This is a genomic window from Paenibacillus aestuarii (assembly GCF_027789125.1).
Lineage (GTDB): Bacteria > Bacillota > Bacilli > Paenibacillales > NBRC-103111 > Paenibacillus_E > Paenibacillus_E aestuarii.
Genome location: NZ_JAQFVF010000083.1, coordinates 92,879 through 118,175, shown reverse-complemented (window position 1 = coordinate 118,175; position 25,297 = coordinate 92,879). Strand labels below are relative to the sequence as shown.

Annotated in this window: 18 protein-coding genes and 2 pseudogenes; 6 read left to right on the top strand and 14 right to left on the bottom strand. The window is 43.2% G+C overall.

Annotated elements, in window-relative coordinates:
• The first annotated feature begins 113 nt into the window (after positions 1 to 113).
• Entirely contained in the window at positions 114 to 1,565 is a 1,452-nt protein-coding gene (locus O9139_RS28370; protein WP_270877866.1) for an IS1182 family transposase, read from the top strand.
• 273 nt (positions 1,566 to 1,838) lie between these two features.
• Here O9139_RS28370 and O9139_RS28365 read toward each other — a convergent pair whose 3' ends face one another.
• Positions 1,839 to 2,831 carry an alkaline phosphatase family protein gene (locus tag O9139_RS28365; protein ID WP_270885108.1) on the bottom strand — a complete coding sequence of 331 codons (993 nt, stop codon included), beginning with the start codon at positions 2,829 to 2,831 and terminating at the stop codon, positions 1,839 to 1,841.
• A gap of 122 nt (positions 2,832 to 2,953) precedes the next feature.
• Positions 2,954 to 3,922 (bottom strand): MBL fold metallo-hydrolase, encoded by a 969-nt coding sequence (locus tag O9139_RS28360; RefSeq protein ID WP_270885107.1) that lies wholly within the window; start codon positions 3,920 to 3,922, stop codon positions 2,954 to 2,956.
• 612 nt (positions 3,923 to 4,534) lie between these two features.
• On the opposite strand from O9139_RS28360, the gene O9139_RS28355 reads away from it, so the two are divergent.
• On the top strand, positions 4,535 to 5,446 hold the full coding sequence (locus tag O9139_RS28355) for a YVTN family beta-propeller repeat protein (protein ID WP_270885106.1): 912 nt from the start codon (positions 4,535 to 4,537) through the stop codon (positions 5,444 to 5,446).
• 164 nt (positions 5,447 to 5,610) lie between these two features.
• Here the strand turns inward: O9139_RS28355 and O9139_RS28350 are convergent, their stop codons facing one another.
• The 5 genes from O9139_RS28350 to O9139_RS28330 form a co-directional block, all read right to left on the bottom strand.
• Complete coding sequence (locus tag O9139_RS28350; RefSeq protein ID WP_270885113.1) at positions 5,611 to 6,738, bottom strand: Ger(x)C family spore germination protein; 1,128 nt, start codon at positions 6,736 to 6,738, stop codon at positions 5,611 to 5,613.
• A 17-nt stretch (positions 6,739 to 6,755) separates the two neighbouring features.
• The gene (locus O9139_RS28345; RefSeq protein WP_270885105.1) at positions 6,756 to 8,228 is read right to left on the bottom strand and encodes a spore germination protein; all 1,473 of its coding nucleotides are present in this window, start codon (positions 8,226 to 8,228) and stop codon (positions 6,756 to 6,758) included.
• Complete coding sequence (locus O9139_RS28340; RefSeq protein ID WP_270885104.1) at positions 8,225 to 9,313, bottom strand: endospore germination permease; 1,089 nt, start codon at positions 9,311 to 9,313, stop codon at positions 8,225 to 8,227. Before O9139_RS28340 ends, O9139_RS28345 begins: the two co-directional genes overlap by 4 nt.
• A gap of 296 nt (positions 9,314 to 9,609) precedes the next feature.
• Positions 9,610 to 11,436: a putative bifunctional diguanylate cyclase/phosphodiesterase gene (locus tag O9139_RS28335; protein ID WP_270885103.1), complete on the bottom strand. Its 1,827-nt coding sequence runs from the start codon at positions 11,434 to 11,436 to the stop codon at positions 9,610 to 9,612.
• A gap of 299 nt (positions 11,437 to 11,735) precedes the next feature.
• Positions 11,736 to 13,508: a Rieske (2Fe-2S) protein gene (locus O9139_RS28330; protein ID WP_270885102.1), complete on the bottom strand. Its 1,773-nt coding sequence runs from the start codon at positions 13,506 to 13,508 to the stop codon at positions 11,736 to 11,738.
• A 174-nt stretch (positions 13,509 to 13,682) separates the two neighbouring features.
• Here O9139_RS28330 and O9139_RS33490 point away from each other — a divergent pair.
• Positions 13,683 to 14,066 (top strand): annotated as a pseudogene (locus O9139_RS33490) (methyl-accepting chemotaxis protein); the annotation flags it as partial.
• Here the strand turns inward: O9139_RS33490 and O9139_RS28325 are convergent.
• The 3 genes and pseudogenes from O9139_RS28325 to O9139_RS28315 all read right to left on the bottom strand — a co-directional run bounded on the left by O9139_RS28325 (position 13,987) and on the right by O9139_RS28315 (position 16,117).
• Positions 13,987 to 14,493, bottom strand: coding sequence for a hypothetical protein (locus tag O9139_RS28325; protein ID WP_270885101.1), 507 nt, complete (start codon positions 14,491 to 14,493; stop codon positions 13,987 to 13,989). The pseudogene O9139_RS33490 and the gene O9139_RS28325 sit on opposite strands and share 80 nt — an antisense overlap.
• A gap of 591 nt (positions 14,494 to 15,084) precedes the next feature.
• Positions 15,085 to 15,195 (bottom strand): annotated as a pseudogene (locus O9139_RS28320) (tRNA-binding protein); the annotation flags it as partial.
• Positions 15,196 to 15,199: 4 nt separating this feature from the next.
• Positions 15,200 to 16,117, bottom strand: coding sequence for a DMT family transporter (locus tag O9139_RS28315; RefSeq protein WP_270885100.1), 918 nt, complete (start codon positions 16,115 to 16,117; stop codon positions 15,200 to 15,202).
• A 148-nt stretch (positions 16,118 to 16,265) separates the two neighbouring features.
• On the opposite strand from O9139_RS28315, the gene O9139_RS28310 reads away from it, so the two are divergent.
• From O9139_RS28310 to O9139_RS28300, 3 genes are all read left to right on the top strand, one after another.
• Complete coding sequence (locus O9139_RS28310) at positions 16,266 to 17,162, top strand: AraC family transcriptional regulator (protein WP_270885099.1); 897 nt, start codon at positions 16,266 to 16,268, stop codon at positions 17,160 to 17,162.
• A 97-nt stretch (positions 17,163 to 17,259) separates the two neighbouring features.
• Complete coding sequence (locus O9139_RS28305; protein ID WP_270885098.1) at positions 17,260 to 17,742, top strand: CBO0543 family protein; 483 nt, start codon at positions 17,260 to 17,262, stop codon at positions 17,740 to 17,742.
• Positions 17,739 to 18,233: a CBO0543 family protein gene (locus O9139_RS28300; protein ID WP_270885097.1), complete on the top strand. Its 495-nt coding sequence runs from the start codon at positions 17,739 to 17,741 to the stop codon at positions 18,231 to 18,233. The genes O9139_RS28305 and O9139_RS28300 overlap by 4 nt, the downstream gene beginning before the upstream one ends.
• A 178-nt stretch (positions 18,234 to 18,411) precedes the next feature.
• On the opposite strand, the gene O9139_RS28295 is transcribed toward O9139_RS28300, so the two are convergent.
• The 4 genes from O9139_RS28295 to araA form a co-directional block, all read right to left on the bottom strand.
• Positions 18,412 to 20,778: an EAL domain-containing protein gene (locus tag O9139_RS28295; protein ID WP_270885096.1), complete on the bottom strand. Its 2,367-nt coding sequence runs from the start codon at positions 20,776 to 20,778 to the stop codon at positions 18,412 to 18,414.
• Positions 20,779 to 21,091: 313 nt separating this feature from the next.
• On the bottom strand, positions 21,092 to 21,589 hold the full coding sequence (locus O9139_RS28290; protein ID WP_270885095.1) for a DUF421 domain-containing protein: 498 nt from the start codon (positions 21,587 to 21,589) through the stop codon (positions 21,092 to 21,094).
• 403 nt (positions 21,590 to 21,992) lie between these two features.
• Complete coding sequence (locus O9139_RS28285; RefSeq protein WP_270885094.1) at positions 21,993 to 23,591, bottom strand: xylulokinase; 1,599 nt, start codon at positions 23,589 to 23,591, stop codon at positions 21,993 to 21,995.
• Positions 23,592 to 23,679: 88 nt separating this feature from the next.
• On the bottom strand, positions 23,680 to 25,170 hold the full coding sequence (araA, locus tag O9139_RS28280) for an L-arabinose isomerase (protein ID WP_270885093.1): 1,491 nt from the start codon (positions 25,168 to 25,170) through the stop codon (positions 23,680 to 23,682).
• Positions 25,171 to 25,297 lie beyond the last annotated feature (127 nt).

Sequence of the window (25,297 nt, the reverse complement as noted above, 5' to 3'; positions counted from 1 at the left end):
GAGGCCACTGAAAAAGTCCTTCGTATGATAAAGACACACCCTGCTCAAGTTTTTGTGAGGATGGTGTGTCTTTTCTCTGTATAATTAAGGTATTAAACCAAGTAGGTGAAAAAATGATTCAAAAACAACAATCTATGACTTTTAGCCCTTATTTGGAACTTTATAACTTGGTGGTACCGAAAGACAATATGTTACGGCAAATCAACGAACTAGTTGACTTCTCTTTTGTATATGAAGAACTGAAGGAACGTTACTGTCTAGACAACGGCCGAAATGCGATCGACCCCATCCGAATGTTCAAGTACTTGCTATTGAAGGCCATTTTTGAACTGTCCGACAACGACATCGTCGAACGTTCGAAGTACGACATGTCGTTTAAATATTTTCTTGATATGGCACCTGAAGATCCAGTGATTGACGCTAGTTCCTTAACCAAGTTTCGGACGCTGCGACTGAAAGACTCGAATTTACTTGACATGCTCGTGGGTAAAACAGTTGAAATTGCATTGGAGAAGGGCATTATTAAAAGCAAAGCCATCATTGTCGATGCTACTCATACCAAAGCCCGTTACAACCAAAAATCCCCGCGGGAAATCTTGCTGGATCGTTCACGCAAGTTAAGAAGAGCGGTCTATAAAGCTGATGAGTCGCTGAAAGCCAAGTTCCCAGTTAAGAATACCAGTAATGTACTTGAAGACGAGATCGACTATTGTCAAAAACTCATAGCTGTTCTTGAAGCTGAAGGTGGTATTTGCGAATTACCAAAAATTAAAGAACCATTGAATTTCTTGAAAGAAACAGTTGCCGATGACCTGCAACAATTACGGATTTCAGAAGATCAGGATGCAAAGGTCGGTCACAAAAGCGCGGACTCTTCGTTCTTTGGCTATAAGACCCATCTTGCCATGACCGAGGAACGAATCATAACAGCTGCCATTGTCACGACGGGTGAAAAGAATGATGGAAAGCAACTGCAATTACTCATCGAAAAAAGCAAGGCAACAGGCATGGAAATCAAGTCCGTCATCGGAGATACAGCTTACTCTGAAAAAGACAATATCGTTTATGCGAAAACCAATAATATTGAACTTATTGCAAAACTAAATCCGCTTATTACACAAGGGGCGCGTAAGAAAGAAGATGAATTTCAATTTAATAAAGATGCAGGCATGTATGTGTGCAAGGCTGGCCATATGGCGACTCAGAAGGCACGGACAGGGAAAAAGGGAGTAAACGATAACCAAAAGAATACCTACTACTTCAATATAGAAGTGTGTAAGAGGTGCCCGTTCAAAGAGGGATGCTACACCGAAGGAGCAAAAAGCAAGACCTACTCGGTGAGTATTAAGTCTAGCGAGCATACTGAACACATCGCCTTTCAGGAAAGTGAGTACTTCAAAGAAAAGGCGAAGGAACGCTACAAAATAGAGGCGAAGAACAGTGAACTAAAACATAGACACGGATATGACGTTGCGTCATCTTCGGGTCTGGTTGGCATGGAGTTACAGGGGGCGATGACGATATTTACCGTTAACTTAAAGAGAATATTGAAACTGATGAAGTGAGCAACCAGCTATAAAGGCTTTCCTAGACAGTAAAAGACGGCCCCAATACCCAAAAACTGGGAATTATGGTCGTCTTTTATTTTATGTTCTTCAGTTGTTCCGTAAAAATCACAAGTTTTTCAGTGGCCTCAGGTACCCTTAGGGATGTTTTAAGTTCGTTGGGCGATATGTTAGAGAAATGACCTACCAACCATATTGTATTCGTTTGTGTCCGATGTTGTTTTGTTAGTACTAGCCTTTTTATGTTGGATTTTTTACATAATGGGAATAGTCCTAATTCCATATTCCAGTAATGGGCTGCACGGATGCGGATTTACCCGTATAAGGGATATGATACATATCCTCCAACGTACGAAGGACATTCAAATGTGTGATAGGTTGGTCATAATGAGCTGCTTTCACCATTGGGCCCACAAATATTGTAGGTATGTGATTGTTCTTGGATGAGTCGTCTTCATCCCATGTCAGGATAAATAGACTGTTATGTGTTTTTGCCCATAGTACATACGGGTCAATATGAAGCTTCAGCCAATTATCCGCGGTTTGGATTGTACCATCATGCATATCGTTGTCCATATTGGGAATTACAAAAGAGACTGTAGGTAGTTTGCTAAAATCATCGGTCGGAAAACTCGAGAGAGGCATGTTTAATTTTGTCGGAACATTGCTAAAGTTAACCCAGGGACTATGCTTTCTTCCATATTGTCGATAGGTACACGCCGTTGAACCCACAGATGGAAGATCCTCAGAAAAACCGCTAAATGTTAAGTTTGCTTTTAGCAATTCGCTCGCCAGATTATCCGTTTTAAATATATGTCCGCATGAATCATCCTTTACGCCTTGATCAGACCCAGAAAAAAGGATTAAATAATTGGGTTGGCTCGGATGTGTATTGGCATAAGACTGCGTGAAAAAAGCTCCTTGCTCGGCTAATAAATTCATAAAAGGCGCCGACTTGTTACCAATAATCTTCTCATAAGAGTGGTTCTCCTCAACAACAATAACAACGTGATCCGGATTGGGAAAACCTAGTTGCGGCTTTGCTGTAGCCTGAGGTGTAGTTACAGGATTGTTTTGTACCTGTGGTTGCTTTTGCACAGGAGCGGTTTCGTTATTTGCCGTTTGCTTCGTCTCTTGGGGAGTAGACGTCGCTACTGGGTACTCCCGGTTATCAGGTATTGGCCCATTTGTAATTCCCGAATCTTTTTGGGAGCAAGCGGTCAATAGCAAAGCCAATGCTGTTGAAATCCAAATTGATTTCTTCACTTTTTTATCATGCCCTTCATTGGTGTAAGTCGTCTTATTCCTAAGTATAAGTCATCTTCACAGTAAAACAAGAAACACCAACCTTAACGTATTCTTATATAAGAACTTTTAAGACCCTTCTGTTATCTCTTCATTTTTTCGCAATGCAAAGTTTCTCCAAGCCTTAACAGTTTCAAGTTGGCCTGTGGTAGGCTCAATCTCCTCCATTCCGACACTAGACGGTCCAGCGCTTCTTTAGGCGTATCATCGGCCAATTTGAACGCTCCATAATGCATGGGAATGAATGTTTTTGCATCTAAGTCAAGAAAGGCTTTAACTGCTTGTTCCGGACTTATATGATCTAAATAGTTGAACCATTCCGGTTGATAAGCACCGATTGGTAGCAATGCATAATCAATGTTAAATCGCTTTCCTATCTCCTCAAACCCTCGAAAATAACCGGAATCTCCGGCAAAATATATCGCACTATACGCATCGGGACCACTCATAGGCTTCCTAATGATCCACCCTCCCCAATGAGAAGTATTTCTGTCCCATAGAGTCCGTTTAGTCCAATGTTGGGCTGGAACGAAAACCAATTCCACATCGCCCATTGTATGCTGATCCCACCAGTTAAATTGTTCGACCCGTTCGATCCCCTTTTTTTGAAACAAGGGTTGAAGACCAACCGGTACAAGGAAAAGAGGGTTGCCAGTAAGTTGTTGAAGAGAGGGGAAATGAAGATGATCATAATGGCCATGTGAAATGAGTACGATATCGACATCGGGCATATCCGATATTTCAATACCTGGCTGCGTAAAACGCTGCTGTAACCCCATGAAGTTAGCCCAAACGGGATCGGTAACAATGTTAATTCCCGCCATTTGAATCAAAAAAGTCGAATGCCCGATCCAGCTAATCGTAGTTTCCGTGCGGTTTGTATGTAAAAATAGTTTCTCTACGCGACCGACATGCCGCATACGTGAAGCAAGATGCTCTCTTTTCCCTCTTCTATTCAGTCTACTCCTTGTCCATTTCACAATATCAGGAAATGTTTTTTTGTTTTTTATATGATCCAGATTAGCGTAACGTTTCTTTGTTTTAAAATTCATGCAACACTTCCCTCGCTTCCAAGCTTTTTTCCAGCCTTGAAGTTTATGCCCATAATTTTACCGTTTCGGATTTAAATAATACGCTAACGTCTACTTGGTTTAACCATATTTGTTGCAACTCTGTACCAGGCAGCAAATATTGGATAGTCGCCATGGCAATCCCACTGCTTGTGCTAATATCCCCTTGGGAAACGTAATTAATTACTTTTCATTCAACACCTGTCCCTTTCATCTCCGCGTCATCCAACGTATTAATAATTACAAATAACAGAAATGTGGGAGGATTTTATATGGCATTGGTATTCAATCACACTGTTTCTAATCGAATATTACTGGCGACTTTCAGCAGAAGTTGGAAAAGGCAAAAAGTGTCGGATGGGCACGTCGTTTACATGGCGACTGCGAACAAAGCAACTGTTGTGCTGCTTGTCAGTGGTATGAAAAAAACAGTAAAAAGAGAGTTCCCGAGAGGTGCAAGGATATTTGTCGTGAATGGGACATTCCACTTTCCACCCCATATACGACTGTAAAATACGGCTTGCTTGGGAGTAATCATTAAAGTTCCCTGATCGTAATGGGTTCTATAGACGCCTCCGAAAGGAAGGGATTCGCATGACCACAGGTAATCATACACCCTCATTTCATTTCGCGTATGTCACCAATTTTGACGATGACACCGTTTCAGTCATAGACACCCGAACAAGAAAAGTAAAGGCGACCATCAAGACAGGCAGAGGACCTTTTGAAATCGCTGTTACTCCTGATGGGAAATACGCTTATGTTGTCAATAAACGTGATCATACAGCTCAAGTGATCCGTAGAAAGACGAATACCATTATCCGCACTATTCAAGTCGGGAACAGCCCATCGGATGTAGGCACTTCGAAAAAGTTCGTCTATGTGACGAATGCGGCGGACGGTACAGTATCCGTAATCAGTATAAGGACACAAAAGGTCGTTAAAACCATAAAAGTCGGGAAAAATCCCGTAGGTGTGACAACTTCAACCATGAAGTGTTGCGATAAAGGTTTTGGATATGTAAGCAATCATGATAGCAATACGATATCTATATTGGACGTGAAGCGTAATCAGGTTGTTAAAACGATTCCCGCTGGTGTGGGTCCGGATCAAATTGCCTTTACGAGGAACGGCAGACTAGCTTATATAACTACAAATACAGGTGTTATTGTCATCGGCACTCAGAGCAGGAGAATACTAAAGAGCATCAAGGTCGGTCTTAAGCCGATCGGAATTGCCATAACCCCAAACAACAAATTTGCCTACGTTGGGAATGAAGGCGATAATACGGTTTCAGCTATTTGTCTTAAAAAAAATAAGGTGATTGCTACAATTCGGGTTGGTAAGAAGCCGGGAATCGTTGCCATAACTCAGGATGGCAAATACGCGTATGTGGCTAATTTTGGTGAAAACACCGTTTCTGTAATTTTAATCAAGAAGAACAAGGTTATAGACACCATAACCGTTGGCCGCTTAGCCTCTGGGTTGGCCATTATTCCTTTATAGGCGATTATAATCTGACGTTTCCAGTCAAGTTATACCGGTCAAACATTCACCTAATCCCAACGATACTACGAGATTAACAAACGGGCCCGCAAGTTTCGCGCGGCTCCGTTTCTCATGCCATTGTTAGAGCTCGGATGGACCATGCTCTGCTCTGAAACTCTCAATCATTTTTTCATTATTTTTGCAATCCCCACATCAGTTAAACCTAAAGATACATCGATTTCCCCTAACGATTCAGGCTTTAAAGGCAAAACTCCATCTTTCTCTAGGCGGTGCCATTCCGCGGGATTGGATCGATAGAGTGAATTGGAAAGGCCTAGTAGATCTGCCCCTGATTGAAGTCCGATCAAATACGTCTTTTGAATTTGCTTTTTTATTTCCTCAACAGCAAGCTCCTTCAATTCATTCTCCGTGGCAGGTTTTTCCTGCTCCGTAACCGAACATTGCGCTTTGACTTTAATATGAAACGTCAATTTATTTTGTGAAGTCCTGGGTTCAATGGAGGGCTTTACCTTTTGAACAATCATCATGGCAAGTGGTTTTTGTTCCGTCTCAAGAGCTAATGGGGTACGAACTGTTTTTTTCTCCAACCATCGCAATCCCAGCATATCATCAAGCTTAAAGCACCCCATCAATTGCTTGTTTTGAATCGCGCATATCCCATCTTGCTGAAGCTGAGGCGATGGTTTCTTGTTCTCCACCCAGTCGTTTTCATTAATATTTACTGTAGGAAGCAAAAGAATTTGACCACTTTCGTCCCATTTCCAAATAAACTTGTGCAAATATAAAGGGGCAACAAGCGAGTTTTGGGAATAACGGTCATGCGGATTATTTAATTGCGAGTAAAGCGTTGACATATTTTGCGTGGGATATGCATTAAACGTATTCTCGATCGATCCCCGAGTAGCCATCGTCCAAATGGTGTACCGGAACTCATAATATCTGTCCATTTGGTCCAGTATTCCATGAATGACATCCTCCCGCAGCGCTGCTTCCGTAAACAAGAGTGTTTTCACATGGCTCCAGGACAGTCTTTGCTGTGCCGTCCTGTAAAGATCGAAGATCGCTTCGTCTACGGTCCTACCTTCGCCCTTGCCAATGGAAACCACTTGTTTGTTTATGGCGGACCCAGCTTCTTTCTTGGCAATATTATTAAAACTGATTAACTGGATATAAAACACTACTTTGCCCTTTACATAGTCGATACCGATCGAATTAACATAGGCGAGATGCTCAATTTCTCTCGCCCCCCAGCAGCCGGTCAGCAGTGGAAGAAATATGATGATAACCAATAAAAGTCGAATGAACCTCAAGTTTGATCATCTCCGTTTCTTCCGATAAAGCGAGGTACAACCTCCTTTTTCCCCCAAGGCATACGGAATATTATCTTAAATAAATCGCGGTAACTAATCGGAGCCACCGGACTTAAATATTTGACACCAAACGATTGCAAATTAACCAAATAAACAACGATGCTTAACATACAAATCAATAACCCGAACATGCCAAGCACACCACTTATGATCAGTATGATTAATCTCAGCAGGCTCACAAGCCCAACCATGTTTTGATTCACCATCGTGAATGATGCTAATACCGAGATCGCTACGACAATTAGAATGCCTGGCGCCGTCATACCCGCGCTTATAGCCGCCTGTCCGACGATCAATCCGCCAACAACGGATATCGTCTGTCCGAATGAAGATGGTAAGCGCATACCCGCTTCTCGGAACAATTCAAAGAGAAGAATCATGACAACGGCTTCAAGCGGTGTCGGCAGTGGAACACCTTGTCTGGAAATGACAAGTGTACCCAGCAAAGTAAATGGAAGCTGATCCTGATGGTAGGTCAATAAGGCGATCCAAAACCCAGGGAGAAACACAGACAAGAAAATTCCGCACAGCCTTAACAACCGGGTAAACATGACAAACCAATTGAGCGTATACGCATCTTCTGAAGTATTGAACAAATACGTAAGATTGATGGGCCCAATGCTTACTGTCGGTGAACCGTCAACAACAATGACAAATCTGCCATGCATCAGAGAGTTCACCGCAAAGTCCGGCCTGCCGGTGTAGACGAACTTTGAAAAAAAAGTGTGACCAGCCAACAGCTCCTCAAGCTGCGTACTGCTGATCAAACCTTTGACTTCTACGCCGGCCAATTTTGTTTTAATTTCCTGGGCAATAATTGGTTTGATGGTATCCTTCAAATATAGAAGCAATGTCCTGGTTTGCGTCTGCGTACCGATTATATATTCTTCAACAGCCAGCACATTTGTCTTCAGTCTTTTTCTTATTAATGCAACATTGACTTTCGCATCTTCAGTAAAACAATCACGAGGTCCCCTTACCGATACCTCAGCATTCGATGCCTCCGTATTCCTCTGCGGTATATTGGCTAGAGTCCAAGAATACATAGAATCTGCGTCATAAAAATATGTCAGCAACTCACCGTTAAAAATCTTATTGATGATGACTTCATCATCCCATTCTTGCGGGACGGGACTGAGCTGAACAGGAAGGTGCTGCTGAAGTTCCATGTCATTGGATATGATATGTTCTTTAAACATTTCAATCAGATGAGGAATAATATATTGTTGAAGCCGCTCTATATCGCAAAGCTCGTCGCAATATACAAGAATCAGCTCTGACGGTGATCCATCCTTTTGCGTGACAGTCAGTTTGTTAATCCGAACATCGCTGCAGTCTTCGAAAAGCTGCCGAAATGAATCAAATGGTTCATCCGTCGGGGATTCCAGCGTTTCTAACTTAGCACTCATGATTTTATTCTTCTCCATCTGTATCCGTAATGAATTAAACCAATCACGATGAGAAAATAGCCCGACATTCCCCAAAATATACCTGGTAACAACACTTCTGTAATCAGGTTGATAAACTTAGGATCGCTTAAGGGCAAACTTATCGCTATTAATTGGATCAAACATATGAGAAGCAGTACTAACTTTTTCCCCTTATTATTCTCAATACACAGGATATCGTTGATTAAGAATAATGTCAGGGAAATTCTTAGGAATGCCCCACTGAACCACTGATAAATACTTAGAAAATCCATATGCTCAATAAAATGGCCAATTGTCACAAGCCTCCATTCTTCATAAGCAGGAAATCTTAAATGACCGGCTTGCCGGGGACCAAACTCTATGATTGCACCAACTAAAGGACCAAATGTTAACCCGACCAGTATCAAGCTCAATATGGCGAGGGACGTAAAAGAAATACGAGTACGAATATGATGCTTAATAAACAACAGCAACGATAATTCTAGAAGTCCAGCCTCAACATAGATGACCGCATGCCAGACAGGATTCATGCCAAACTCCAGAAATGGCTTTAGTAAGGAGTAGTCCTTATTGGGGTAATTGGCTGTCATTACATAAAAACCCAGTATGACTACAAATGGTAAAAATATTGTTGCTGTATTGGCTATAGACTCAATACCCTTATAAGCATTAAACGAACATACGATCAGTAAAGAAGCTGCCAAAATAAACGTAGGGGTGTTTGTGGAGAACGAGAGATGAATCCAAGTTACGGTATCCTTTAACGTAATCGTTGATAAGGTAAAAATGTAAACACACGCGAGAATTGCCAACACATTGGATACTGCAGCGCCGTATGTAAGCTTAAACCATTGAAAAAGATGCATGTCCCGATTTTTACCAATAACTGAATAAAGAAGAACGACCCAAATCATAAAAAGCGCGCCGGCAAGCAAAACGGAGATCCAGCTGTCGCGCTTTGCTTTATCTAATAACATCGGAATGATAATGACATGGTTCAGCAGTCCAATGGAAAGCATGAATATCATACCCGTTTGCAAAAACGATATGGAACCGTTCTTCATTGATATCCTCCGAGAGTATTTGGTAAATTGTTCAAGTAGTATGCTGCAATTTCTTGAAATTATTCAATAATCACGGCTTAGAGCCAACTTTACAGACATTCTCGGAAGACGAGGGGATTAATAAAAATGAATAGCCCAAAGGCTAACGCCTTCGGGCTATGATTCGATGTTTATTTTCAACCATCATTGCTTCTCTTTCAGCCCGGAGGCATCCGGACTGCAGTTCGCTCTAAAAGCTGATGCAGCAAACTCTTGTTTCGGACCGGCGTGTTAGTTGCAGCCAATAAGGCTATCGGTCAATCTTTTCTCCAGTTTCTCAGTAATTTCTCAAAATCAGATCCATCCAATGGACGACTAAAAAGGTAGCCTTGTCCAAAATGACAATTATTTTTCTTCAAGAAATCGAATTGCTCCTTCGTTTCTACTCCCTCAGCCGTGATCGTGCAGTTCAAATTTTTCCCCAACTCAATAATGGTTTTGGCGATCGCTTCCGCCTTAGTGCTTTCCGGTATGTCTTTTATTAATGACATATCTATTTTTAAATTATTAATGTCCACATATTGAAGCATGCTTAATGAAGAGTAGCCTACACCAAAATCATCAATTGCCAACTTAATACCAATCGGCCTTAATGCATCTAAGACAATTTTTAACTCCCCCGCTTCTCTTAACATACTCTCTGTAATTTCTAGTTCAAGAAATTGGGGATCCAATCCGCTTTCAGCAAGAGCCTGTTGTATAGAGAGGATAAAATTTCTGGTTTTTAATTGCTGATAAGAGACATTTAGCGCGAGATTGATAGGTAATAATCCAGATTTTTGCCAGATTTTGCTCTGCATACAGGAAGTTTTTAGCACCCATTCCCCGATCGGTATAATCAAGCCGGTTTCTTCTGCTATCGGTATAAATTCATTTGGCGGTACCAAACCAAGTTCGGGATGATTCCAGCGTAGTAAGGCTTCGGCTCCCGAAATTTCACCCGTTTCTAAATGGATCTTCGGTTGATATTGAACGATAAATTCACCATTTTTGAGCGCGCGCAAGAGCCCATTTTCTAACTGAAGCCTCCTGGAAATCGCTTTGCTCATATCGGGGGTATAGAAAGTGTAATTATTTCTTCCGGAAGATTTTGCATGATACATGGCAACATCAGCATGTTTGATTAATGACTCAGCTGTGCCGGATTCTACTGGATAACAACTGATTCCAATACTGGCTGAAATGTCGATGCTTTGTCCTTCAACACGCATGGGATTGGAAAACCGTTTCACAATTTGCTGAACAGTTTGTTCAGCCCTCTCTTGATCCGCGTTTTCCAGAATAGCAATAAATTCATCGCCTCCATACCGGGCAACGAAATCATTTTCAAGCAAACATTTCTTTAACTCCTTGGAAACCTGCTGCAGGACAGCATCACCAACGTTATGTCCCAATGTATCATTAATGAATTTAAATTTATCCAGATCAATAAACAGCAGTACTATCGGCTTGGAGTCTAGGCTGCTTGAGAGATATTTATTTAAAAAGTGTCGATTGGGAAGCCTTGTTACAGAGTCGTAGAAAGCTATTTCATTAAGTGCTCTCTGATCCCGGTTCCGTATGTATAGATTATAGATAGCGATGACGGAGAAGACCAATATACATAAGAAAATAATCATACCAGAGATGTCAAACATGTTAGTCGAACGACTTTTCAAAAAAATGGATATTCCAAGCAAAACCTTGATGGTCAATAAATAATATAATAATGTACTCATTTTATTAAAGGTTAAGGCAATATAAAAGACGACGACCAAAAAAAGAATGGAATATGATTGTGAATAATCATAATAATAGGCGAGGTAAACGACAAAAGTGCTGACAAGAAAATAAGCAACTTGAAGAAAATGTTCGAGATTACGTCTAAAAAAATTACTTATATAGATTAGGCAGAACATAAGAATGAAATATAATGAAAATAACTTGAAAGCCCATTTCAAATGTTCAGGCACTTCTGGATGCAACCACAGCCATATAAATGCGACTATCGGAGTAATTATCCCACTAAGGAGAGAATTCATCTCAAAAAATTTATGATTAGGTTTTGTATAAAAATCTTCTTCATATCTGCTTATTTGACGCATGCTGTATCCCCCAAGATGACTGAACAAGTATTTCTAATCCTAATATATTAAAGCATGATAAGTATGGTCAATGAGCTTTTTTGGTAATTCAACAAGGGATCTCATCAGCGCCTTATAGAACTCAACGAAACGAACGTAGCTTCGAGATAAATAGGGTTGTACCTTCTAAATTTTTTCACCTCATCTACCTGTTATTTCAATGAATCAGGGAGCAGCACCATGGTGGTCTGCTCCCTGTTTTCAACTTTCGCTCCTCGTTCCGCTAAATCAGCGGATCTTAATCAGAATATGATCTTGACTTATTCTTCTTCAAATAAACGCTCGCCTTTATGCAGCCTCCAGGCAATTTTGGCCGTATGCGGGAGTTCTCGTGCTGTAGGTGCGTGTGCAGCCAGATATCGGGTGCAGGCGACCAGCATCGTTTCTTTGGCATTCTCCGCAAATGAACCAGTCACCGCTTGCCAGCGGTCGTATTCGGCCACTGCAGCCTCATACATTTGGAAAGAATGGAATTCTGCATCCTCTCGCAGCAGCGCATGCCCAAGCGTGTTAAGCAAAGCTCCCGGCTCGCCACCGCCATGTATGTAGTTCACGACCCATTGTGCAGCAGGTCCGACTTGTTGGCGTTGATCGAGCAAGTCGAGCAGTTCCTGATGGCCGGGTGACGTGGCGGAGTCGGACGGCTTAAGGCGAGCTGCTGACGGTACATTCAAGAAACGGTCCAGATATACGCTGACGGCCCCGTGAAAAATCGCCCGCTGCAACAGTGGCTCATCCGAGTGTAGAAGTCTTTCATGCACGGCGTGAGCATAAGTGAACGTATGGAGTACTGCAATCCAATCTCCAAAATCGTTCTGCGTATGGAAACGAACGATCCGTTCCGCTGCGGCCAAAGCAACGATCTGCGCCAACTGCGCTGCAGCTGTTCCCGAAATAAGCAGGTCGCGCAACAATGCGATCGTCTGCTGGGGCGAATCACTTAGCAGCTGCTGCAGCAATTGCTCTTTCATATCGTCAGACAGAGCTGTCTGACGTGAATTCGTTGTCTCGCCAGAGAGATTAACCTGGGCTGAATGCCGTCCAAGCTCGTTGATTGCTTGTTTGATAGGTTCTACAAGATTTAGGGGCGCTTGCCATTGGTGCAGCTCCTCACTCCTTGTCGGGCGAGCCATCATCGGTACGAGCGAAGTTAAAATCCGCTCCTTTTGCGACAATTCCGCCCACTCCAGCGCTTCAAACGCTTTGCTGTGGAAATCAAACACATGGCCGCCGTCCAAGTAGAAATGATCTGTTGCTGCGATAAGCATCATATCCGACAGTTGTTTCGTATCTATGCCCTTTGAAATAGCCGTAACCAGCACTTTCTCAGCTCCCTGAGTATCCCTCACTTCTATACAATTGCGATACCACTCGGTCAACCGTTCGAACGGCACGTCCGCGGACGGCAGTGCTGACAGTAAGTGGCGGGTTCCTCTACCCGAACTTCCCCTCGCGACATGGACAAGGCCTTGGTACAAAGCTAGGATCTTGCCGTTCTTGTCCAGTAAGTCCACACTTTGTGCCATCGCCGTAAGAATCGTAAGTCCTGCGTTCCAGCCGGTTCCATATGTCGTGCCGAATTCGATGCCAACGCGGGCGATGTCCCGCTCCGGTACTCCTGCTTCGATCAGTCCGACGACCGCTTTTGCAATGACGATGCCGATATTTTGCTCGAGCCCTTCTTTCAGCCTATGCTTGTATCTTTCCACCCCTTCGACTCTTCTGGAAACCGGATTTACCCATACTTCGCCGTCGTCGACCCGCACTTCATACGAAGGGACATCATCCGCCCAAGGATCAAGCGTACCGCCACTACACACATCAAAACGGGCATGATGCCAATGGCACGTTAAAATTCCGTCGCATAGGCTCCCCAAATGCAGTGGAAAGCCCAAATGCGGGCAACGGTTGTCCACCGCGTATACTTGGTCTTCATGATAAAAGACAGCGATACCTCCACGTATAACTTTTTTTCCGACTTGCTTAAGCGCTTCCAAATCGCCTGCTGAAACCCAGTTTAAACTGACATTCATCCATACAGCCTCCTTTATTTTTCAAGCTGCACTCCAAATTACAACAGTTGTATTCGGTCAGGACTATCTGCATGCTGTTCGATAGTTTTATTATATCTTAATGTCTCCACTAAAGCAGTAAAGTAATGGAAAATCAGCGCTTGGGCTGAATCCTAGCGAGGAGGCCGCGGCTTAGCAGTAGTGGCCGGAGAAGTTCGCAAGCTGGCTGAACAGTCTGCGGATTCGGCGAAAAATATTTCAGATATTATTACACTCATTCAATCGGATACATCACACCTTGTGGATTCGATGAATAAATCCAAAACGGAGCTGCTGGAGGGTGTTCAACTTGTTACAGCTACGAATGAATCTTTCCGGGAAATTCATCAGTTTATTCAAGAGGTAGCCGCTCTTCAAGAAACCTCAGCCGCAACGGAACAATTATCGGCAAGCTCGGATGAATTCTCCCACACATACAAGCAACCTTCACCAATTACCTTTATTTCCTTTTCCACCGATCAGGTGCGAACGCCATACGATACATTTTCAGATGAATACTCATTAGCAACAAGTAAATAGGACAGGAATACATCAATTGATAGCCGTGCTTATAATGGAATTCTCCAGTCTTTACACCCATCCATTCTAGCCCGATTGCCATTCCTGCCCATACAAGAATATAAACGATGGTCATAAATTCGTACATCCTTGCGCGTTCATACCAATAAATAAACCAATACCCGTATGGTCCATACATGATATACGAAAACAAGTCAAATAGCTCAAATTTCGATTGATTTCCTGTATCATAGAGGTCAAATGGTGGTACTGCGATTGTATGATCAAAAATGAGTGCGAAAGTGATGCCAATAAGCATATTAAAGGTTATTTGAGAAGGTGAGAATGGACGAGGAAACAACCAAATAGGCACCAGTCCAAGCACAATGATTCCGATGACAAACCACTCATTCGCATTAAAATGATTGTCATAAATGATATTTTCCATCAACGTATCCAGCCTTCCTTAGATGCCATCTGAAGAAAAAGACGCCCTAAAAGTAAAGTACATATCATTACAATTAAGATCATGGACGATTCCATAAAGAAGTTCCAGCCATTATCATTAAGTACGTTGTTCCATCGAAGCATCGATCCGATGAATATCTGGAAGAGAAATGTATACATCGATATTCCCCAGCGGACACTGGCTTTTGAGGTAGTTAGGAATACGTTGGCATAGGTAAGGAGAACAAACGTAACGGTAAAGTCATTGTGTAGGATCAAGGACAGAAAGTGAGGGATGCTATTCGTATTGATTCGAAATAGCTCTAAATCGAAACCGATAATGGTTAGTTTGTTTGTTAGAATAATTTCAATTGCCATAAACAAAAGGAAGTTGACAATCAGCGGCAATTTATTCGAGAGAGTAAACTGGACGAGGATACAGAACCAAGCAAACATTAGAAAAATGACGGCTACCAATGTTACTTATCCTCCCTTCCTGTCTATGTTTTCCTTCTGATTTTCCCCTCATACTGTCAGATTATACTGACGGCAGATTATCAGCAAAATTAAAATCCAAAAAAACCTCCCACTTTCACTCGATAGGCGTACCATTAGATATTTCAAAATCCGGTTTCAAGAGAACAACATCTCCCTTTCCCAGGATTCCCCCTAGAACTCATACATCTGATTTGAATCCCGCTAAATCATCAATAGTTGCTAACTTTCCGCCCCCTCATAAAAGCCTTTGACCAAAAGTACATTCCCATTCCGATTAGCGTTACTAGCCCACCTATGAACTGAAGTACAGAAATCGTTTCTCCTAATAAGAAATAGGCTAGCATAGTAGCGAGTATGGGTTCTCCGATGATGCCTACCGAGACGGAGGTCGCCCCGATTGATCGCAATAATCGATTAAAGATGTACTGTCCGAAAATTGTCGGGATGATCGCAAGCAGCAAGAAATAAATCCAATCCGAAGGGTCGTATTTCACCAAAGAGCTGTTGTTTATCACACTATAGATGAGCATAACGATTCCGCCGATAAAAAAAACAATGATGCTGTACACATTTGCATCGATTTTGCCACTTACCTTTTGCCCGACCAAGAAATAGGCAGAAACGAAGAGCGTACCTAGTAAAGATAAGCTGTCTCCAACTAACGCTTTGTTCGAAACGCCAATGTCCCCCCATGCTATGCAAATGGTACCGACTAGCGCCCCTATTAAGCAAACTATGGATAACCAATTCGTCTTTTCTTTGAAAAAATAGTAGGAGCCGATCATAACGAACAACGGTTGCAACGACAAAATAACCATGGAGCTAGCCACGGAGGTGTACACCAAGGATTCCATCCAGAATAAAAAATGCATGCCTAGTAATAATCCGGCTCCCCCAACGATGCCCCAGTCTTTTATTCGCATATGCAAGGAAGTGCGGACCATTAATCTCCATGGGACAAAAGCAAACATAATGATGACGGAAAATAACAATCTGTACATCCCTGCCACAGAAGTTGGCGTATCCGAAAGCTTAATCAGAATCGAGGAGATCGAAACGGAAAGAATACTGACAAACAACAGAAAATAAGGATGTGAAGGCAAAATTGCTTTACTTAATTTAACCATAGTTCCTCCCAGTCGTTCGACGATTACCTGTGCACAGATTGGTAAAGTGATGCCGAATCTGGATATAATAATATCATTCATTCAGATGATTTAGTGCAAGTATTTCACTATTTTATATTGAAATATCGTCATAAAAGGAGAATGACGTTTGAAAAAACAATTTTTTGAAGCTATTCAGTACCCAGATGAAGACTTCCCTTATATCATGTACACGCATACGAATCGGGGTTCCATTCCGGAAGGACGAGGAGTTAACGATCTTCATTGGCACGAAGAGTTACAAATGACCTTAGTGACGAAAGGAAAACTTAATATACGAATTAACGGAATGGATTACTTTTTAGGAGCAGGCCAAGCCATCTTTATCAATAAAAGTGTTTTGCACATCGTTACGTACCTTACCCATGACGGAGAATACGTGAGCTTTAATTTTCCTGAGAAATTGCTCGCCTTCTATTCAAATAGCTCCATGGAAAAAAAACATGTTCATCCTTATACGAATTCCTCTCTCTTTGCCTTGCTAATCGAAGGAGACTTGGAGTGGCAAAAGCAAATCCTGCACATTCTGTGGGAGATGAAAAAGAAATTCGAAAGGAAAGAAACATGGAAATGGCAGTATGAGATCTCCATCCACACGGTTCAGTTATGGTTGCTTCTAATAGCCAACATTTCGCTATCCTCCGAGGAAGCCTCTAAACAGAACAGGCTTCAGCAAGAACGATTACAACTCATGCTTAGCTTTATACATCAAAACTATATGAACCCGATTGCTTTGAAGGAAATCGCAGACGTTGCCCATCTTAGTATTTCGGAATGCACTCGCAGCTTTAAAAAAAGCATCCAAATGACGCCTTACGATTACTTGATTAAATATCGGATCAAAAGGAGCTGTGAGTTATTAGGTACGACCGTGTTTACAATTAATGAAATAGCTGCAAAAGTTGGTTTTAATCATGTCAATCACTTTATTCAATCCTTTAAGAAGCATCGAAAAATTACTCCTAAGGAATACCGGAAAATTCGGGATGAACAGGGGACATCATAAATTCAGTCGAAGTTTTTTGAGCCTAGACAGGCGTCCGGACCCAAATAATTCCCAAATGTTTTGGGTAAACTAATGGAAACATTTGCTGAGGTATCTAATGAACGTCGATCGTGCGACACTTGCGGTAATATGGATTCTAGGAATTACAATTCTTTTCTTTATACCAGCAGCCAAACGACGTGAAGCCTTTGTAGCATTCCTGGCTTGTCAATGCTTAACATGGTTCGATTCCATGATGCAAGTGCAGTTCGGGTTGATTTCGTTTCCGGTCAGAGAGTTTCCTAAAGCCACAGATCTGCTGGTAACATCAGAGTTTTTCATGTATCCCTACGCTTGCGGTTTATATTTCATTAATAAACCTAAAGCTAGGGGTACTCTTTTTAAGATTTCAGCATTAATGCTCTGGGTAACCTGTCTTACGGGGATCGACCTTTTTCTCGTTAACTTTACGCACCTGATCAGCTATGATCGATATGCATGGTACTGGTCATGGCTTGATTTTTTGGTAACCTTTATACTCGCCGATTTATACAGTGAATGGTTTCTGAAACGATTTAATAAGTTAGGGGAATTCTCATGAAATGGGAATATACAATATTGTACGGCGTGTGGGTTATTTCCGTCTTGATGTTGATTTTCGTGCCGCGTGACAAAAGATGCGTGTCGCAAATCGTCTTCTTTTTTAAACAAATGGTGACTTGGGTCGTGGGACTAATTGTAGTCGAACGTGGCTGGATCGAATATCCCGTGCGTTTCTTTTCGGATGTCAATAGGTCCAGCTTCACGTTTGAATTTATGGCATACCCGGCGGTATGCGGAATGTTCAATGCTTACTATCCGGCTAAACGAAGCTTGCTCTTTCGAGGAGGCTATTACATCCTATACTGTACGGTAATGACCGTAATGGAGGTAGTGATCGAAAAGTATACGGAGCTGATTAGATATGTACATTGGAATTGGTACTGGACATGGATCACGCTAATGGTGACCTTTATGATGTCCCGTCGATTCTGTGTTTGGTATTTTTCCGTTAGGCCATCCAGTTTATCATCAGCGAGAAAAGGCCATTGAGGAGCATAGGGGATCCAGTTCCATTCCCCATTTTACAGACGCTTCAAAAAAATGATTACATGGCTTCTTATTTGTGCTTCCGAAAATAGGAAAAAGCCCTTGTCCTAGATGCAAAAAATCCCGAACTCAAATTATAAGAGTCGGGAGAATTTCATATCATACCATAAGACATGTCTTGTTATTTGCTTCCACTTCGTATTTCAGCCAGCCTCGTCATCAAATCATCCGCCGCTAGCGGTCTGCTGATTAGATAGCCCTGAATCTGATCACAGTTGTAGGCTTGCAGCTGTTGGAGCTGTTCCTGCAGCTCGACACCCTCAGCGATGACTGTCAATCCTAGTTGATGCGACATTTGGATGAGCGTGGATACGATCACTTGACTGCGTTCATCATAGCTTACATGATCAATCAACGTTTTATCCAATTTCATGCATTGCACAGGCAGCTGGCTTAAATATTTCATCGAGGAATATCCCGCTCCAAAGTCATCCAGAGAAATGAGAAAGCCCGCAGATCTTAGTCTGCAAAACACATCGATTACTCGTTCTACCTTTTCGATAGCGACACTCTCCGTGACCTCCAGTTCAAAATGGAACGGCTCTACCTTCTCTTCTTCAAACACCTTTTGGATATGATCCAAAAATTGGGGATGAAGCAGTTGAGCTCCGGATATATTAATGGCTACACGGATCGAAAGATTTTCTTTCTGCCATATCTTGAACTGACGGCAAACCTCGTGCATAATCCATTCGCCAACTTCATGAATCATCCCAGAAGACTCTACAATCGGGATAAATTCCGCTGGCGACACATCGCCTAGAATCGCATTATTCCAGCGAATCAACGCCTCTACCCCAGTCACTTCGTTTCGCCTTAGCTCCCATTTCGGTTGGTAGACGAGTCGGAATTCTCCTTGATCCAATGCGCTTTTTAGCAATCGCTCAATCAATGAACGGCGGGTTCGTGCCGTTTCGATGGCCGGCGTGTACCATTGATAATTATTTTTCCCGGATTCCTTCACATCCAGCATGGCTGTATCGGATTTATGCAGTAATTGCTCCGCTGTGGTCCCATGATCGGGATATAGACTAATCCCGATGCTAGCTGAGATTACAACAGGATTGCCTTGTATGTCGAAGGGTGTATGCAGATGATCCTTCAAGCAAATCGCCAGCTTCTCGATGTGTGGGGAATCAGCAATAATACAAAACTCATCCCCGCCCAGCCGGCATACCATTTCGGTTTCTTTGACGCAAGCTTTCAATCGCTGCGTAACCTCAAGCAAAAGCAAATCTCCTGCATGATGCCCCAGCGTGTCATTGATCGTTTTAAAGCCATCCAAATCAATGAATAAGACAGCAATTCGCTCTGCCGTTTTCTTACAGGTTTCAATCATACGTTCGAGCTGAAGGTAGAAAGCTTTGCGGTTCGCCAATCCCGTTAATGTATCATGATGAGCTTGATAATGAATCTCTGCTTGCGCATAGTCCAGGGAAGACATCATATGATTCAGGGATTTCTCAAGCTGTGTAATTTCATCATTTCCCGTCACCGGAATTCGAATTGAGAAATCCTTGGCTTTTTCAATTTCTTTCATTCCTGCAATGACACGATTCAATCTAGTGAATATAGTTCTCTCCAGGAGCGATATCGCAATTAAAGAGATTGCTATTCCAGATAGGATAAGGAAAATGATAAAAAGCTGTGTATTCTTTCGCCCTTGCTTAGAAATATCTCGAGGGATTATATATTCCAGCAATACAGCTGGCTTTTGATTGATGTCACGAATTAACGCATAGCTCTTGATTACATCCCCCTCATTCACCATCCAGTATGGAATGCTCGTATTCTGACGGATACTCATGGTGGAGCTTGATGGGGGAATTGCAAAATTTGCGTCCACGACCTCGTAGTTTAGCGGAATGTCCGCTTTCTTAGATATATATTCAATAAAATTATCGTCCAGAAATCGGGCAAAAAGCAGAGTCCCATGAATGGGGCCTAAATTATTACTTGTTAAGATTGGATATGAAGCAGCAATCATAGGCTTATTTTCGATCACCACTAAGCCCTCTTTGCGGGAGGTGCTCTGCGTATGGACCAGGAACGAAGCATATTGAGTCTGTAAGGCTTCTATATAGGAATCCGGAAATGGCATACGCCACTTATGAATGTAATCATATCCCTTCGCATAATAAATTTGCTTCTGATTATTCAACAATAGCACATAGTTAAGCCGACTCGAGGAAAAAAGCGAGTCTGCATAATTATTCAAAAAATAGGGATCATTGGGGTCGGGGATGGATTCCCTTTCCATAAAATGATAGGTATCGTCCCATCCTGAATAATTAATTGTCATAGCCCCGAGGTTTGTATATTCGTCAGAGAAGGCAAGCACAGCCCTTTTCAATCCCTCAATGGAATACTGCTTCTCCATCATGTTGTAATTGCGAAGCATCGTTCTATCCGAAATGAAGTACAGAATTCCTACCAATATCAAGAAGGCAATTCCAACATAGAGCATGAATCTTCGGCGAAGTGACATCCTTTTAAACGCTTCCTTATTTTCCATTTCTGAAACAAATTTAGTGTTAATAATTCTTTACAAAAAAATAGAAATCCTTTAATTTTCAGCAACCATTATATACCAGATTTAAACCACTCCAAGAAGTGTTTTCTATTGCGCTTCATATGTACGATGATTACAGAGTAAAGCTCAATAGAGGTCATGCCTGGGTCATGACACTCATCCATTACCAAGGACTTTGTCGATTCAAAAAATTAAAACAGTCCCCTGCCGGAAAAGGCGAGGGGACTGGCCATAACAGTTTCATTTATGTTCTGACTCCATACAACGGCTATTTCATTATTTTTTCAAGATCCTGCCAAGTGACGTTTCGGTATTTCCTTTTCTTGAGTACCGAAAGCGTTCCGTTTAGTTCCAGGACTGCGAACTCGACCTGCTCGATTTCGAAAATATCCTTCCCTCTCAGGCCTTGCTTTAATGCTTCCATCGAGTATTTGTACTTCTTCATCTGCTCCTGCAACAGTTCGCCGTCCTTAATAATCACTATCGGCTCTCCTGAAATAGCGGCGTCGACCTTCTTGCTGTTCAACGATATTCTCATCAACGCATACCCGATTACACTGATGACGAACATGCTCAAGATGAAATTCATCAAGCTGATCTTGAGATTGAATGCCATATTACCGCCGATCGTCCCGATCATCATCGTAAGCACGAACAAATGGTATGAGTTCTGCGCAATCAGGCGCATGCCGATCAACTTCGTATACAACCATAGCCATAAATAGGCAAGGATCGTTCTTATTATTATCTCTAGGGATTCGTTCAAGGTGTGACCAATGCCCCTTCGTTCTTCGAGTTGCGGGCTGAAGAAATACGAAAAACCCACGTTTTCCCACTATTATTGCTATGGAGATGTTGTTTTATCCATAAGCAAAACGAATTTGTCATGATTAAGGCCCCTACCTGTCGATAAATCCTTGGTCAATATGGAAGTGCCCGCTTTCCTGCAACATGCCCCTTAATTTCAAAAGGCAGCCTCGTGAAGTAGTCATTAAGCAACGTATTTGAGGAAGTTCAGCGATCTGCCGCGGAAGGTCCGTAACCTTACAACTGAAGTCCAAGAATTACTAAATATCTCATTATGCATTAAAATGCTGAAATGTCATTCGGGGAAAGGGCTTCATTCATAGCCAAATACTTCCGCCGAATCGCTCGGCAAATCATGGTTGTCACTGGAGATGCTCGACAGCTGCTTTCTCAATTGCAAGTCCCTTAACATACCTTGACATGAACGCTTCGAAACCTTCCACGTCCTTGAGTTGAGGAGAAATTGTCTTGCCCACTTTATCTGCGAATACCTTCTGACTCAAATAGTCCTCTAATGTTTCGTCCTCTGCCTTGTTGATCATGTAGGAGGCTAATAATGCGATTCCCCATGCTCCGCCTTCCCCGGCAGTTTCCATAACTGAAACCGGAACGTTCAAAGCAGCAGCCATTATACGCTGCCCGACACCTTCGGTCTTGAAAAAGCCGCCATGACCCAAGATTTCATCCAGTTGAACGCCTTCTTGTTTGAGCAGGATATCCATTCCAATTTTTAGCGCACCCAGTGCTGTAAACAAATGAACCCTCATGAAATTGGCTAAATTAAAGTTACTATTCGATGACCGTACAAACAATGGACGGCCTTCTTCGAAATGAGTCATGTGCTCCCCTGAGAGGTAGCCGTAGGCCAATAGACCGCCGCAGTCCGGATCCCCTTGAAGCGCCAAGTTAAACAGTGTGCCATATAATTGGTTGGCACTTGCATCAAGGCCCATGACTTTGGCAAACTCGTCAAACAGACCTATCCATGCATTTAGGTCGGACGAGCAATTATTGGAATGCGCCATGGCAACCAGATTGCCGGTAGGCGTAGTGACGAGGTCGATCTCGGTATACACTTTGGACAGTTCTTTTTCGAGTACAACCATCGCAAAAACGGATGTTCCGGCAGATACGTTACCCGTACGCTTAGCCACACTGTTCGTTGCAACCATGCCGGTTCCAGCATCTCCCTCCGGTGGACAGAGCGGAATACCGGCTTTCAGCTCACCGGTCACGTCCAAAAGCTTGGCACCTTCCTCCGTGAGTACGCAAGCGCTTTCACCTGCTACTAAAACTCGGGGCAAAATATCTTCTAATTTCCACGGTAAGTCTTGGGATGCAATCAATTCATTGAATTGATTGATCATGGTGGCGTTGTAGCTTTTCGAATCCAAATCAATCGGGAATACACCGGATGCTTCCCCAACGCCCAGCACCTTTTGCCCAGTTAGTTTCCAATGGATATAGCCAGCCAAGGTTGTTTGGAAATGAATACGAGCAATATGCTCTTCCTGATTCAAAATGGCTTGATAGAGATGAGCTATGCTCCATCGTTGGGGAATTTGATATTGGAACAATTCCGTAAGTACCTTGGAAGCCTGTTCAGTAATATTGTTCCGCCACGTACGGAATGGAACCAGCAGTTCGCCATCCTTATTAAATGCCATATAGCCGTGCATCATACCGCTGAAGCCAATGGCTCCGATGGTTTGTAAAGATACACCGTACAGCTCCTTCACCTCTGCGGCCATCTTTTGATAGCTGATCTGCACACCTTTCCAAATATCTTCCAAGCTGTAGGTCCAAATGTGGTTTACATAGCTGTTCTCCCAATCATGGCTTCCAGCTGCAAGGGGCAAGTGATCTTCGCCAATGAGAACCGCTTTGATTCGGGTAGAACCAAGCTCAATACCAAGTACGGTCTTGCCATTCTGAATGGCATCTCTACCATCAATACGCATGTAATGTCCCTCCATCATTTATGGTGTAAGAGGTACGGCCCCGCCCCCATCTAAAATGAGAGAAGGGCCGTTTTCCCAATATCTTCGCTTATCTCAGCTTCCAGGCGATATCGCTCCACTGCAGCTCACGACGCAACTGCTGCACATTCGTGTTACGGTCGATGAGCACATATTCGATGCCGACCATATCGGCCCAATCGATCAGTTGCTCCACCGATACTTTATTGGAGAACACCGTATGGTGCGCGCCACCGGACAGGATCCAAGCCTCAGCCGACTCCTGAAGGGAAGGATGCGCTTGCCATAGAACGCGGGCAACCGGCAGCTTCGGCATCGGTTGAGGCGCCGAAACGGCGTCAACCGTATTGATGAGCAAGCGGAAGCGATTGCCCAGATCAATGACAGTAGCGTTGAGCGCAGGACCAGCTTGACCGTCGAACACGAGACGGGCTGGGTCGGCTTTGCCGCCGATGCCTAGCGGATGCACTTCGATCCGCGCCTTGTTAGCTGCTATCGTTGGACAAATCTCCAGCATATGTGAGCCAAGCACCAGCTCGCGGCCTGGTTCAAAGTGATAGGTATAATCTTCCATAAACGACGTACCTTCGTTCCCTGCAATCAACTTCATAATGCGGGTAAACGCCGACGTCTTCCAGTCGCCTTCGCCGCCAAAGCCGTAACCTGCGCCCATGAGACGCTGTACAGCGAGGCCCGGTAGCTGCTGCAAACCATGGAGATCTTCGAACGAAGTGGTGAATGCTCCAAAGCCGCCCTCAACCAGGAACGCCTTGAGTCCAAGCTCAATGCGAGCCTGATAACGAATCGCGTCACGCACAGCTCCGGACTGGCGACCTTCAGGTGCAATGTCGTAAAGCGTATCATACTCATCCATCAAGGCATTGATTTCAGCTTCCGACACATCATTCACCCGTGCCACCAAATCCCCGACGCCATAGCCGTTAATCGACCAGCCGAACTTGATTTGCGCTTCCACTTTATCGCCTTCGGTTACAGCAACTTGGCGCATGTTATCACCAAAACGAGCTACCTTTAAACGGCGTCCTTCCTGCAAAGCGACAGCCGTGCGCATCCAAGAGCCGATACGGTTTTGTACGTCGGTGTGTGCCCAGTAGCCAACAACGATTTTGCGGGACAGGCCCATGCGGGCACCGATAAAACCGTACTCGCGGTCGCCGTGCGCTGCTTGGTTCGTATTCATGAAGTCCATATCGATGCTGTCCCACGGAATGTCGCGATTGTACTGCGTATGCAGGTGCAGAAGCGGCTTACGCAGTTCGCTCAGGCCTGCAATCCACATTTTTGCGGGTGAAAACGTATGCATCCAAGTGATCAGACCGGCACAGGATTCATCTGAATTGGCCTCGATACATAGACGGCGAATGTCGTCTGGTGTCGTGAGCACCGGCTTGAATACGACGGAACAAGGCAGATTACCGCTTGCATTAAGACCAGCGACCATTTCCTGAGAATGGGAAGCAACTTCTTCAATCGTCTCAGGTCCGTACAAGTGTTGGCTGCCGGTTACAAACCAGAATTGGTGTTTTGTCATATCGAACATTGAAATCCCTCCTGAAGATCATGACTAATAATTATAAATGAATAGCAATTTAGATACATTTTGTATCAATCTAAATCTAGCCATCTTCTGACGTTGTGAACGCCTAAGAAATTAGCATGCTGTAGCC